Genomic DNA, 12,959 nt, shown 5'->3' on the forward strand with positions numbered 1-12,959 from the left:
GCGAACCGTGGCGCAGCATTACTCCCGTCCCCGCCATGATCCGTTGAAGAACCTGGTGGCGTTCGTCATCGGCGACGTGAACTATGCGTTTTCCATCGATTGCGTGCGCGAGATCGTCAACCCGCTCCCGGTCATCGAGCTGCCGAGCTCACCGCAGGCCGTGGCAGGGGTGGCCGATTACCGCGGGGATGTGGTGCCGGTCATCGACCTGCGGGTGCGGTTTGGCTTGCCTCCAGTGACGATCACGCGAAGGACGAAGTGGATCCTGGTGGATGTGGGGCGCAGACTGGTAGCCGTGATCGTCGATGCCGTGACAGACGTATTCGGCACCGGTGGGGCCGAGCTAAGGCCGGCACCGCCGCTGGGACATGGCGATGATGTGCGGGGCATCGCGGGGGTGACCAGCTTCGCCGACCTGATGGTGTTCGTGCTGGATCCGAACCGTTTTGCCGGCATCACCGATGCCCTCCCCATGGGCGACGTACCGCTCGCCCTCGGCGCGTCCCCCTCGTTTGGTGGCGAGGACGCATGATGGCAGGGGCCGACGTGGAGCGGATCGAGCGCGCGCTCTCGGACGAAGATCCGGAGGCGCGGCGGCTCGCCGTGCAGAAGCTCCCGCTCGTTCGTGGGGCCGACGGCGCGCGGCTCTTGGTGCGCGCGCTCGGCGACGCCGACTGGCGGGTGCGCAAAGAAGCCGCGGTGGCCGCGCCGCTCCACGAGGCGCGCGATCACATCGTCTCGTACCTGCTCGATGCGCTCGACGACAAGCAGAACATCGGGCTGCGCAACGCCGCGGTCGAGGCGCTCATCACCATCGGCCCCGACGCGGTCACCGGCGCCATCGACGCGCTCGCCCGCCTCGATGCCGACGGGCGCAAGCTCGCGGTCGAGGTCCTCGGCGGCATCCCCGACTCGCGCGGCGTGATCCCGCTCGCCCGCGCGCTCGACGACACCGATCCCAACGTGCGCGCCGCCGCGGCCGAAGCCCTCGGGCAAGCGGGGCTCTCCAGCGAGGAGACGCGCATGCAGGCCACGCGCGAGCTCACGCGCTGCCTCTCCAACGACGACGTGATGGTGAAGCTGGCGGCGCTGGAAGCGCTCACCCGGCTCGACGCGCGCCTGCCTTGGAGCCTGTACGAGCCCTTGGTGCAGCACCCGCTCCTGCGCCGCCAGGCGGTGGCCGCCGCCTCGCGCTCGCGGGAGGAGACCGCGCTCTTGGCGCTGGTCGAGGCCACCGGCGATCGCTCGATGACCATCGCGCGCGAGGCGCTCATCTCGCTCGGCGGCTGGCTCTTGACCGAGTCGGTGGGCACCGAGCAGCTGGCGCGGGTGCGGCGCGCGATCCGGGCCTCCGAGCGCGCCGTGGGCTTCGTGCGGAGGTGCGCCAAAGATCGCTCCGACAGCGCCCGGCCGTACGCGCTCTTGGCGCTCGGCTTGATCCGCGATCCCGCCGATCTGGCGATCATCGCCGAGGCGCTCTCCGACGAGGAGCTCGACGAGCAAGCCGCGCTGGCGCTCGACATCTTCGGCCGCGAGGCCACCGCGCCGCTCACCGAGATGCTCCCGCGCGCCTCGGAGCATACGCGCGCGCTCCTGCTCTCGCTGCTCCCGAGGCTCGATCCGGAGCCCGACGCGTCGCTCTTGGTGATGCTCCGCGAAGCGCTCGACGATCCTTCGGTCGACGTGGCCCTGGCCGCCATCAAAGGGCTCGCCACCTCGGGCGACGCCAGCGATCTGGGGCGCATGATCTCGCTCACGAACCACTTCGACGTGCGGGTCGCCAAGGCCTCCGTCCTGGCGCTGCGGGCGCTCACGGCCATGCACCCCGGCCCCGCGCGCATGCTGCTGCGCGGCCTCGCGCCCGACGGCGAGCACGTCACGGCCGGCTGTGCGATGGTGGCGGCGCTCGCGGGCGTGGCCGATGGGGCCCTGCCCGACGTGGAGTTCGTGCGCCGCGCGCTCTCCAACCCCGATCCGCGCGCCCGACGGGTGGCGGTGGAGTCGCTCGCCACCTTGGGCGGCGAGGAGGCGAAGAGCGCCGTGGTCTTCGCGCTGGCCGACGAGGAGCGCGAGGTGCGCATCGCCGCGGTGCGCGCGCTGGGCCGGCTCGGCCATGGCGAGCCGCTGGTGGCGCTCATCGGCTCGAGCGACGATCGCGACGTCATCGCGGCCACCTTGCGCGCGCTCGCCGAGGCCGATCCGCACCAGGGGCTCCTCTCGGCGCGCCCGCTGGTCCGGAGCCCCGACGCGGCCATCGCGTGCGCGGCGGTCGAAGCGATTCGAGGATCGGTGGGGGCGCTGCGCGATGACGTGCTCTTCGACGCGCTCGAGCACTCCGACTCGGAGGTGGTCAAGCTTGCGCTGGCCGAGCTCTCGCGCTCCTCCGATGCGCGCGCGCTGGCGCGGCTGGGGACGTGCCTCGATCATCCTTCGTGGGAGGTGCGAAGGCTCGCCTCGGAGCTGCTCGGGCACAGCAAGGCGCCGGCGGCCAAGGAGCTCTTACGGACTCGCCTGGAACGCGAAAAAGAACCCATTGTGCGGGGAGCGCTTACCTTGGCGCTCTCGCTGCGGCCGCCACCGGGATCGGAGGAAGACTGACGTGGCGCGGACTCCGTTCGGCGATGGGGACCCGATCATCCGCGAGGACGAGTACCGCCTTTTGCGCGATCTGGTGAGCGCGCGCATCGGCATCAACTTGGCATCCACCTCCCGCCAGAGCGTGGCACGGAGGCTGCGAGAACGGTTGAGCGTGCTGAATCTTGCGTCCTTCACAGAATACTTTCAGTACCTTCGGTTTCACCCGCTCGCGCGGCACGAATGGGAGGAGGCGGTCGAGTTGCTGACCACGAACGAGACCTACTTCTTCCGCGAGGATTTTCAGCTCCGCGCCTTCAGCGACGAGATCCTGCCGATGCTGCACGAGCGCAACAAGCAGCGAAAGCGCCTCTTCATTTGGAGCGCGGGCTGCTCGACCGGCGAAGAAGTTTACAGCATCGCAATTCTGGTCCACCAGTCGAACCTCTTCCCGGGCTGGGACGTACGGATCTTCGGTTCGGACATCTCACGCCGGTGCGTGGCGACGGCGCGGCGTGGCGTTTATGGCTCGGCATCCTTTCGTGCCACGCCTGCCGAGCTGCGTCGGCAGTACTTCGTGGAGCGACCGGATGGGGCTCATGTGGTGGACTGGATCAAGCCCATGTGCCACTTCGGTCAGATGAATCTGCTCGACGAAGACAAGGCCCGTATCTTGGGGCGGGTCGATGTCGTATTTTGCCGCAACGTTCTCATCTACTTCGATGCGCACGTCCGCCGTCGCGTCATCGACATTTTCCACGACAGACTGTATCCAGGTGGGGTTCTCTTGCTCGGTCACTCCGAATCGCTGCTCAACGTTTCCACCGCATTCGAGCTTTTGCACTTGAAGGAAGACTTGGTCTACAAAAAGCCCACCTTGGCGCAAAGTTCTACGATGGCAAATCGGTCGTGAGTACGCCCTCCGCTCCCCGCATCCGGCTCCTGGTGGTCGATGATTCGGCGTACAACCGCCGCAACATCGCCGACATCTTCCTCAACGTCCCGGAGGTCGAGGTCATCGGCAAAGCTGCCGACGGCGAAGAAGCTCTTCGCCTGACCACGCTCCTCAAGCCGGACGTCATCACGCTCGATCTCGAGATGCCGCGCATGGATGGTTTCACCTTCCTGCGCATCTTGATGTCGCGCCAGCCGACGCCCGTGATCGTGGTGTCCAGCTACTCGCAGAAAGAGAACGTCTTCAAGGCGCTGGAGCTGGGGGCGCTCGACTTCGTCACCAAGCCCGATCGCCAGATCACCCCCGACGCCACCGAGCTTCGCGAGCAGATCCTCTCGAAGGTGTTGGTCGTGAAGAACTGGCGCCCGCAAGCGCTGGTCCCGCACGGCCTGCGCCGCCCGGCCCCGAGCGGTCCATGGACCCCGGAGGGCGGCCGCCCCACCCCGGTCCCCGCGCCGCCGGTGTTTCAGCAGCCGCGCCAGCTGGTGGCCATCGCCAGCTCCACGGGCGGGCCGAGCGCGCTGCTCGAGATCTTCAGCAAGGTGCCGCCCACGTCGGGCGCGGGCATCGTGGTCGCGCAGCACATGCCGGACAAGTTCACGCGCACCTTCGCGGAGCGGCTGGATCGGCGAGGCCCGGTGCGCACCTCGGAGGCGCAAGACGGCGATCGCGTGGGGCTCCTCACCGGCTTCGTCTGCCCCGGCCGCCAGTGTATGGAAGTGATCCGGAACAACAGCAACGACTACGTCCTGCGCGTCGGCCCCGGCGCCCAGACCGATCGCTACGTGCCGAGCGCGGACCGGCTGCTCAAGAGCGCGGCCTCTGCCGCGCGCGAGCGCTGCATCGGGGTGGTGCTCACGGGCATGGGCGACGACGGCGTCGAAGGCGCGCGCGCGATCTTCAACAACGGCGGCACCGTGATCGCGGAGTCGCAGGAGACCGCCGTCGTCTACGGCATGCCCGCGGCGGCCGTGCGCGCGGGGGTCGTGCACAAAGTGCTCCCTCTTCCGGCGATCGCCGAGTTCATCGCCGGGCTTCCCTGAACCTTAGGGCCAAAGGTCACATCATGACGACGCCGCAAGATCCGCAGCTCGACGAACTTCTCGTACTGGGCGACCGCGTAGTAAAAATGGCCACCGCAGGTGGTGTCACCGTCGCGGAGTGTTTGCTCCGAAACGGCGCGGAGCTCTCCGCGAAGGTGCGCCTCGGGGAGCCCGAGCTGGTCGAAGAGGCGGGGCATCGCTCCGTCGGCCTGCGCGTGATGAAGGGCAAGCAGGTGGCCACCACCTCCACCAGCGATCTCTCCGAGGCGGGCATCGAGCGCTTCGTGAAGGACGCGCTGGAGCTCGTGGAGCTGGCGCAAGAAGACCCCTTCGCCGGCCCCGCCGATCCGAGCCTGCTCGCCGATCCGACGAGCCTCGTCGATCTGGAGCTCTACGATCCCTCGGGCGGCAAGGTGGCGGCGGGCGAGGCGATCGCGCTCGCCAAGAAGGGCGAGGCGGCGGCGCGCGCGTTCGATGCGCGCATCACCAACAGCGAGGGCGCGAGCTTCGGCCGGACCGCGGGCGGCGTGGCCATGGTGCTCTCGAGCGGCTTCCGCGTGGCCTACAAGGGCTCGTTCTGCTCGCTCAGCGTGGTGCCCATCGCGGCCGACGGCGCGGGCAAGAACCGTCGCGGCTACCACTGGACGGCCAAGCGTTTCTTGGCGGAGCTCGACGACGCCGAGGAGGTGGGTCGCGAGGCGGCGCGCCGCACCTTGCAGAAGCTGGGCGCGCGCCCGGTGCCCACCACCGAGGCGCCGGTGATCTTCGATCCGGACGCCGCGCGTTCCATCCTCGGTCTTCTGGCCGGCTGCGTGATGGGCAGCGCCATCTGGCGAAAGTCGAGCTACCTGGTGGGCCGCGAAGGCACGCGGGTCGCGAGCGATCTGGTGACGGTGGTCGACGATCCGCTCATCGCGCGCGCGCCGGGCTCGCGTCCGGTCGACGGCGAGGGGCTCGCGAGCCGCAAGAACCTGGTCGTGGAGAAGGGCATTTTGCGCACGTTCCTCTGCGACAGCTACTCGGCGCGCAAGCTCTCGCGCGGCAGCACGGCCAGCGCCAGCCGCGGCAGCTCGGCGGGCGTGGGGCCGGGCACGACGAACTTCATCCTGGAGCCGGGCAAGGACTCGCACGACGCGATCGTGAAGGGGACCAAGCGCGGGCTGTACGTGACCGAGATGATGGGGTTCGGCTTCAACGCCGTGACCGGCGACTTCTCGCGCGGCGCGGCGGGCTTCTGGATCGAGAACGGGGAGCTTACGTTTCCGGTGAGCGAGGTGACCATTTCGCTCAATGTCGACGAGCTCCTGCAGAGCATCGACGCGATCGGCGACGATCTGGATCTGCGCACGTCGACGGCGTCGCCGACCTTCCGCGTGGCGAAGATGACCATCGCCGGCGCGGGCTAGCGCGAGCGCGATGACGCCGGAGGCGATCAAGGAGCTTCGAAAGGAGCTCGCGTGCACGGCCAAAGAGCTCGCGGCGGCGCTGGGGATCGAGCAAAAGACGGTGTTCGCGTGGGAGCAGGGGGAGCTCTTTCCGACGAAGCAGTTCGTCGACAAGATGAACGCGCTGCGCGCCGCCGGGCCCTCGGCGATCCCGCGCAAGTCGAAGGGCGCGAGCCCCGTGAAGTCGCTCGCCGATCCGGTGCTGTGGGAGCTTTTTCGCAAGCTTCTCGCGCACAAGAAGCTTCGCGACGATGTCGTGAAGCTCGCCGCGGGCTACTCGGATCCGGCCGACGAGGAGTGATCGTCGTCGTCGTCCGTGTCTTTGCTCTCGGGGGAGGCGGGGTCTTCGGGGAGCTCGCCGCTGCCGGTCGGCTCCGGGAGTAGATCGTCGGCGGTGCCGAAGGAGGGATCCTCGTCGTCGTCCAGCGGGAGGAGGATCTGTTCTTCGGCGTCGTCGGGGTCGGCGGTCTCCGTGTCTGCGGTGCCGGTGGTTTCGGTGTCGGACGTCGTGTCTTCGGTGTCGGTGTCCGCGGTGTCGGTGTCGTCGGTGTTGGACGTCGTGTCATCCGTGTCGGCGTCGGACGTCGTGTCATCCGTGGCGGTCTTGGCGTCTTCGGCGTCGGGCGAGGTTGGCGCCTCTGCGGGCTCCGGCTCGGGCGTGGCTTGCACGTCCGGGACGGACGCCGGCTGCGGCGGACGATGGAACGATTCGGCCACGGGGGCCGGCATCACCTCGCCCAGCTCGCGCTCGACCACCTTGCGCGACTCTTCGTTGAGCTCCGTGAATTCGTGCAAGGTGGGGAGATCCTTGAGCGACTTCAGCCCGAAGAACTCGAGGAACCCTGGGGTGGTGCCGTAGAGGAGGGGACGGCCCGGCTCGTCTTTTTTGCCCAAGATGCGAATGAGATCGCGATCCAAGAGCATCTTGAGCACGGGCCCGCAGTCGACCCCGCGGATCTCGTCGATTTCGGGACGCGTGATCGGCTGGCGGTAGGCGAGGATGGCCAACGTCTCGATCTGCGCGCGCGAGAGCTTGATGGGCTTTTGCCGCGTCATGTCGCGCACGTAGCGCGCGTACCGCGCATCCGTTCGGAACACGAACCCTTCCGCCACCTCGTCGAGCTTGATGCCCCGCGGCAGGAAGTCTTCTTTGATCGCGCGCAGCCAGAGCTTCGCGTCCTTGAGCGATGCGTGCGCGAGCTTCGCCAGCTCCTGCAGTTTCAAGGGCTTGTCGCTCGCGAAAATCAGCGCCTCGAGCAAGCCTTTGAGGTGATCGCCGGAGATCTCCCCCGTGCCGTCGCCGTCCTCATCGTCCTCGTCTTCGAGCTCGCTGCGCGCGGCCGCATCGCGCGCTTCGATCGCCGCATCGAGCTCGTTGAAGTCAATCGGCTCCGCCGCGCCGATCACCTCGGGCGCGCTTCCCACCTCCTCGCCGAGCGTGATCTCACCCGCCTCCGGCTCGCCCGATTCCGACTCGCCCGACGGTGGCTCGCTCGCCGGCGGCTCGCTTGCCGGCCCGCCCACCGGAAAATCACCCGGCTCCGTTTCACCCGACTCGGGCTCTCCGTCTTCGGAAGCGCCATCTTCGGAAGCGCCATCGTCGGAAGTACCTTCCCCGGACGTGCCTTCTTCCGAAGCGCCTTCCTCGGAACCTCCCCGTTTCGCCGAGCCCTCGCGCTTTGCCGCCTCGAGCCACGCAGTCTCGCTCCAATCGGGCGGCGGCGCATGGGGATCGAGCTTTAGCAAGGCCGGATCGATGGCCGTGGCGTCGATGGCCGTCGGGTCGAGCGCCGGAGGGATCATCGACGCGGGATCGACCACCGCCCGGCTGCTCCTCGTCTCCTCTGTGGCGCGTTCCGCCGCGTCCCCGCCAGGTCCCGGCGCCGCCGCATCCCCGCCAAGTCCCACCGGCGCCGCCGCATCCCCATCCATCCCCGGCAACACCGCCTCGTCGACGGCCGGATCGTGCGGCTTCGCCCCGCCTTCCTGCCGCTTGCGGCCTTTCTTTCGCGACTTGTTGCTCACGATGGGACCTCGGGCAACCCCGTGGAGTCGACGACGAGCGTCTCGCCGTCCGTGAACTCCACGTACAACGGGGCGAGCGGCTCGTCCTGGTAAAGGCGCGTCATGCGCAGGCGCGTCATCTCGAGCAGCGCCAAAAAGGTGATCACCAGGTCGAAACGGGAGGCGGTGCCCGGAAAGAGCTCCTCGAACTGCACCCGCCGCTTTTCGCGCAGAATGTCGGCGAGCTCATGAATGCGATCCGTGATGGAAATGCGGTCTGCGATCACATCGTGCGTGATCTTGACCTTGGACCGCGAAAGGACCTCCTGAAATGCCTCCAGCAAGCGATAGAGCGGGATCTCGGCCAGCGGCGGCAGGCCAGTGTCGACCGCCTCCTCGCTGGTTCCTCCGCGCGTGAAGATGTCCTGGCCCGCGACCCCTTTGGCTGCGAGCTCGGCCGCAGCTTGCTTGTACTTTTGGTACTCCAGGAGCCGGAGAATCAGGGCCTCCCTGGGATCTTGCTCCTCCTCCAGTTTGTCGTCTTCCTGGCCGGCGGGGGGCGCGGGGAGCAGCATTTTCGACTTGATGTGCGCCAGCGTGGCCGCCATCACCAAGTATTCCGCGGCGATGTCCAGGTTCATCAGCTGCATCAGCGCGAGGTACTCGAGGTACTTCTCGGTGATGAATCCGATGGGAATGTCCAGGATTTCGAGCTCGTGCTTCTGGCAGAGGTGGAGCAGCAGGTCCAGCGGCCCCTCGAACATCGGGAGGGAGACGGAATAGGTGACGGGACCGGCGTCCATACGCTCGACTTCGCTCATGGAGGATGGGGCCTTATAACACCTTACGGGTGTCGGACGTTTCTCTCCCGGCTCGGCGCCACGGGACTCTCGCTCCGCAGACGCCGCTCGGGTACCATGGTCGTGTGATGAGAAGCGCGTCCGCCGCGACGGCGCAAAAGTACTGTCCGTCGTGTCGCGACCGTTTTTCGGGCGAGGCCCTCTTCTGCCCGAACGATGGGTCGCCCCTTTTGGCGGTGCCAGCCGATGAATCCTCGGAAAAATCGTCCGCCGCTCCACAGCCGGTCGACACTTATTTAGGTCGCGAGATCTCGGGCCACATCGAGATCCGCCAGCTCGCCGGCGTCGGTGCCATGGGGCGCGTCTACCGGGCGTTCCAGAAGGGCATCGATCGCGATGTCGCGGTGAAGATCCTGCACCGCGAGCTCTCCGCCAACCCGCAGCTGGTCGCTCGTTTTCATCGCGAGGCGAAGGTCGCGTCGCGCTTGCAACACCCCAACGTGGTGCACGTGCACCTCGCCGGCCAGCTGCCCGACGGCGCGCTGTACATCGTGATGGAGTACCTCGACGGTATGTCGCTCCAGAGCGCGATGGTCGCCACCGGCGGGGCGATGCCGCTCCCGCGCGCGCTCCACATCGCGCTCCAACTCTGCGACGCCGTCGGCGAGGCGCACGCCCAAGGTGTCGTGCACCGCGATCTCAAGCCCGAGAACGTGATGCTCGTCCGGCGCGGCGAGGACGTCGACTACGTGAAGGTGCTCGACTTCGGCATCGCGCGTTTGAGCTGGGGCGAGCAATCCATGGCCACCGCCGCGGGTCTCATCTTCGGCACCGCGCGCTACATCTCGCCCGAGGGCGCGCAGGGCGAGAGCGTCGGTCCGCCCGGCGACGTGTACGCCATCGCCACCTTGCTCTATCAAATGCTGGCCGGGCGCACGCCCTTCGAGGGCGAGCAGGCCGTCGGCATCTTGATCCAGCAGATCCACGATGCGCCGTCGCCGCTCAAGTCGCACCCGCTCGCGGCGTCCGTGCCCGACCCGCTCGCGGACGTGATCATGCAGAACCTCGCGAAGGACCGCAACGCCCGCGCCCCCGACGCGCGCGCGTTCGGCCGCGCGCTCCTCGACGTGATGCGCGTCTCGGGATCGTCGCCGCGCATCTCCGGGGCGTCGTTTCCATCGGTTCCCTCGCTCGACGTTCCGATGCTCCCGGGCGCGGCCACCACGCGCTGGACTCCGCCGGTCGCCATCCAGGCGCAGCTCGCGCTCGCGGCCGAAAATTTTCTGCGCGAGAAAGAGCCCACGCCGGCGCCGCTCGCGGCCACCATCGACGATCCCGAGAGCGCCCAGCCCGTGCGCGTGCCGGCGGTCACGCCCTCGGCGCCCGCGACCTTGGCGTCGACCGTGCGCATCCCGCCGCCGCCCTCGTTTCCGCCCGCGGAGCCCTGGCGAGGGTCGTCGCCGTCCACCATCGAATCACCGAGCGCCCCGCCCTCGAAGCCGCGATCCAGCGTCGAGGTGACCTTGAACGACGCGGACGGGTCCCGCCCGCCCGCGAGCGAAGCGTCCCGCCCGCAGCGCCGGCTCGTCCGGTTCTTCGCGCTGTTCTTCATCCTCTTTCTCGTGGGCAGCGGCGCGGCGGCGCTCGCCGCGTACCACCTCGGCTACCTCTCGCCCCGCGCGGGCGCGACCAACTTGGACGACATCCTGGTGCGCGCGCGCATGGCGCTGGCCGACGGCCGCTGGGACTCGCCCCCGGGCGACAACGTCTTGGATCTCACCACCGAGGGCTTGGTCCTCTGGCCCGGCGAGCCGCGGCTGCTCGACATTCGCGCGCGCGCCAGCGAGGAGCTGATGAAGCTCGCCATCGCCGCCAAGGCCTCGGGCGACGTGCAGCAAGCGGTCCGCGACGCGCGCCTCGCCACCCGGTTCGACCCCAGCGACGCCAGCAAGCGCGCCCTGGTGCACGAGTACGAGAGCGACATCGCGCAAGGCACGGGCACCGATCCGCTGCTCCACCTGGCCGACGCCGGCTCGGGATCGCCCATCGCCAAAGGCCCGCGCGCCTTCCTGGAGACGTCGCCGCCCAAGCCCCGCATCGGCCAGCAGGTCGATTTCGCGGCCAAGGTCGGCGGCGACAACGGAAAGAACGTGACCGACGCGCGCTTCGTCGTGGCGGGCAATGGTCTGGGCACCGGCGCGCGCCTCACGGCGGTGGTCGACGGCGGCGTGTATCGGGCGGGGTTCACCTTCCTCGAGGCGGGGCGCTTCGAGGTGACGTTCTCGGCCAAAATCGATGGTTCGACCGTCCGCGGCGCGCGGCTCGTCATCGTCGAGGGCGCGAAGACCGAGGCGCCGACGGCGAAGGGGGCGCCGCCGGCAGCCAGCAGCGAGGCTTCGGCCCCGCCCGCGGCCTCCACGACCGGGCCCGCCCCCAGCGCAGCTCCCGCGCCGAGTGGTAGCGCCAAATGGCTTTGAAACGAATCGCGGTCTTCACGTCGAGCGTCCTCGCATCGTGTCTCCTCGGCGGGATCGCGCACGCCGAGAACACGCGGGTCGTGAACACGACCTCCGAAGGGATCTTCGACCGGCCTCACACCATCGCCGAGATCGAGGCGGGGATCATCACGCTCCCCAACGCCCCCATCTCCTCCTCGCAGCGCGGCGGGGAGACCCCCTTTGGGACCATCGGAAAAGGCGACGCGACGGTGCTCGTGGGCCTGCACCTGCTCTACCGTGCCTCGAAGGAGTTCGCGTTCGGCGCCGGTTTTCTCCTGGGTCCGCAGCCGACCTCCGACTCGCAATACGGCGGCGCCATCGGGCTCAAACGCTCCCACGCGCGCAGCTACCTGCTCCTCGGGACCGAGCTCCGGTACATCCCCATTCGCTCCAAGACCTTGGAGGGCTGGTTGGGCCTCACGGCCGGCGGCGTCATCATCGCCGATCGCTTCTCCACCGAGACGCCCGAAAAAGTACCGGCCATCCTCGGCACCCCCGATGTCACCGTCCGCACCGAGGGCTTCACCATCGGCGCCGAGCTCGGCGGCAGCTGGATGTTCGCCGATCGCTGGGCGCTGGGCGCCATCTTGCGCACGGACCGCTGGATCCTCCCCAATTCCCAACAATGCACCGCCATCGGCGATTGTGGCACCCTCACGGGGACGGTGTCGTCGGTCCAATTTGGATTGACGATTGGATATCGAATACCGCTTTGAGCGTCCAATCGATCCGCGGCGCGCGGCGCGCGAGCCGCGGCCGACACCGATTAGCGGCGCGAGCCGGCGGCAATTCGCAAAAAGCCATCGCGATCGATGGCCACCGATCGCTCTTTGAGCAGCCGTCCGGCCGCGCGCTTGAAGGCCTTTTTGCTCAGCCCGAAGGCCGCGCGGATCTCCTCCGGGGACGATTTGTCGCCGATGCGCCGATCCGGATTGCGCATCAGCGAATCGAGGATTCGTCGGGCGTCGCCCTCCAGCTCTTCGTGCGCGTGCCCGCGCAGCGATAATTCGATTTTGCCGTCGGGCAAAACGTTGCTCACCCGAAAGCGGCGCGCCTCGCCGCGGGTGAGCGCGTGGGGTTCGCCCGCCGGCACCAAGCCCACGAAGGAGCGCTCCACGATGACGAAGGTGCCAATCTGCGGATCGTGGCGCCAGGCTTCGCCGTCTACCCACTCGTCGAGCTCGAATCGCCCCTTGTCGCGCAGCATTTCGCTCACGCGCATGGTGCCGGCGAAGCGCTTGCCCTCGTCGAGGTAGAGGCCTATGGGGTGGCGCGCGCCCACGGCGAGCTCGGTGGTCTGCTCCGCGAAGGGGACCAGCAGCTCTTTGGCCAGGCCCCAATCGACGAAGGCCCCGAAGTTCGTGAGCGCCTTCACCTCGAGAAACGCCACCTCGCCGAGCTCGAGCTTGGGCATCCGCCGGGTGGCGAGGGGGCGGCCCTCCGAGTCGAGGTAGACGAAGACCTCCACCGTGTCGCCCGTCTCGGCGCCCTCGGGGATCTCGCTCCCCAGCAGGAGCAACGTCGGCGCATCGCGCCGTTTGTCGTCGGGATCGACCGCCAGAAAGGCGCCGGGCGAGCCAAAGCGGCGGATGGGTAGGGTGACGGTGCGGCCGAGCAGATCCTCCACGGGCATGGCGCGC

11 protein-coding genes are annotated in these 12,959 nt (G+C 68.5%); 8 read left to right on the forward strand and 3 right to left on the reverse strand.

Translation table 11 applies throughout. From position 1 onward, the window contains the following. Positions 1-7: 7 nt before the first annotated feature. From LZC94_04910 to LZC94_04935, 6 genes are read left to right on the forward strand one after another with little or no spacing between them, the layout of a single operon-like run. A complete protein-coding gene (locus tag LZC94_04910; GenBank protein WXB16618.1) occupies positions 8-532 on the forward strand; it encodes a chemotaxis protein CheW in 525 nt (174 codons plus the stop codon). Next, positions 529-2,598, forward strand: a complete 2,070-nt coding sequence (locus LZC94_04915) for a HEAT repeat domain-containing protein (protein ID WXB16619.1) — start codon at positions 529-531, stop codon at positions 2,596-2,598. Before LZC94_04910 ends, LZC94_04915 begins: the two co-directional genes overlap by 4 nt. A 1-nt stretch (position 2,599) precedes the next feature. After that, on the forward strand, positions 2,600-3,487 hold the full coding sequence (locus LZC94_04920; protein WXB16620.1) for a protein-glutamate O-methyltransferase CheR: 888 nt from the start codon (positions 2,600-2,602) through the stop codon (positions 3,485-3,487). Then, positions 3,484-4,572, forward strand: a complete 1,089-nt coding sequence (gene cheB, locus LZC94_04925) for a chemotaxis-specific protein-glutamate methyltransferase CheB (protein ID WXB16621.1) — start codon at positions 3,484-3,486, stop codon at positions 4,570-4,572. Before LZC94_04920 ends, cheB begins: the two co-directional genes overlap by 4 nt. Before the next feature lie 23 nt (positions 4,573-4,595). Continuing rightward, entirely contained in the window at positions 4,596-5,978 is a 1,383-nt protein-coding gene (locus LZC94_04930; GenBank protein WXB16622.1) for a TldD/PmbA family protein, read from the forward strand. Between the two features lie 10 nt (positions 5,979-5,988). Further along, positions 5,989-6,318, forward strand: coding sequence for a helix-turn-helix transcriptional regulator (locus LZC94_04935; protein ID WXB16623.1), 330 nt, complete (start codon positions 5,989-5,991; stop codon positions 6,316-6,318). Here the strand turns inward: LZC94_04935 and scpB are convergent. Continuing rightward, positions 6,291-8,042: an SMC-Scp complex subunit ScpB gene (scpB, locus tag LZC94_04940; protein ID WXB16624.1), complete on the reverse strand. Its 1,752-nt coding sequence runs from the start codon at positions 8,040-8,042 to the stop codon at positions 6,291-6,293. The two genes, LZC94_04935 and scpB, sit on opposite strands and share 28 nt — an antisense overlap. Then, entirely contained in the window at positions 8,039-8,842 is an 804-nt protein-coding gene (locus LZC94_04945; GenBank protein WXB16625.1) for a segregation/condensation protein A, read from the reverse strand. The genes scpB and LZC94_04945 overlap by 4 nt, the downstream gene beginning before the upstream one ends. A 107-nt stretch (positions 8,843-8,949) precedes the next feature. On the opposite strand from LZC94_04945, the gene LZC94_04950 reads away from it, so the two are divergent. Together LZC94_04950 and LZC94_04955 are read left to right on the forward strand one after the other, a co-directional pair. Continuing rightward, positions 8,950-11,298 (forward strand): protein kinase, encoded by a 2,349-nt coding sequence (locus tag LZC94_04950; protein WXB16626.1) that lies wholly within the window; start codon positions 8,950-8,952, stop codon positions 11,296-11,298. Continuing rightward, entirely contained in the window at positions 11,289-12,035 is a 747-nt protein-coding gene (locus tag LZC94_04955) for a hypothetical protein (protein WXB16627.1), read from the forward strand. The genes LZC94_04950 and LZC94_04955 overlap by 10 nt, the downstream gene beginning before the upstream one ends. Before the next feature lie 50 nt (positions 12,036-12,085). Here the strand turns inward: LZC94_04955 and LZC94_04960 are convergent, their stop codons facing one another. Beyond that, positions 12,086-12,952: a S1-like domain-containing RNA-binding protein gene (locus LZC94_04960; protein ID WXB16628.1), complete on the reverse strand. Its 867-nt coding sequence runs from the start codon at positions 12,950-12,952 to the stop codon at positions 12,086-12,088. Positions 12,953-12,959: the final 7 nt, after the last annotated feature.

The organism is Sorangiineae bacterium MSr11954, from assembly GCA_037157815.1.
Taxonomy (GTDB): Bacteria; Myxococcota_A; Polyangia; order Polyangiales; family Polyangiaceae; genus Pendulispora; species Pendulispora albinea.

Bases quoted from the DNA above. Each gene is read 5' to 3' on its own strand.
- LZC94_04950 (WXB16626.1), top strand. From the start codon at position 8,950: ATGAGAAGCGCGTCCGCCGCGACGGCGCAAAAGTACTGTCCGTCGTGT.
- LZC94_04915 (WXB16619.1), top strand. From the start codon at position 529: ATGATGGCAGGGGCCGACGTGGAGCGGATCGAGCGCGCGCTCTCGGAC.
- LZC94_04935 (WXB16623.1), top strand. From the start codon at position 5,989: ATGACGCCGGAGGCGATCAAGGAGCTTCGAAAGGAGCTCGCGTGCACG.
- LZC94_04955 (WXB16627.1), top strand. From the start codon at position 11,289: ATGGCTTTGAAACGAATCGCGGTCTTCACGTCGAGCGTCCTCGCATCG.
- LZC94_04960 (WXB16628.1), bottom strand. From the start codon at position 12,952: ATGCCCGTGGAGGATCTGCTCGGCCGCACCGTCACCCTACCCATCCGC.
- LZC94_04945 (WXB16625.1), bottom strand. From the start codon at position 8,842: ATGAGCGAAGTCGAGCGTATGGACGCCGGTCCCGTCACCTATTCCGTC.
- LZC94_04930 (WXB16622.1), top strand. From the start codon at position 4,596: ATGACGACGCCGCAAGATCCGCAGCTCGACGAACTTCTCGTACTGGGC.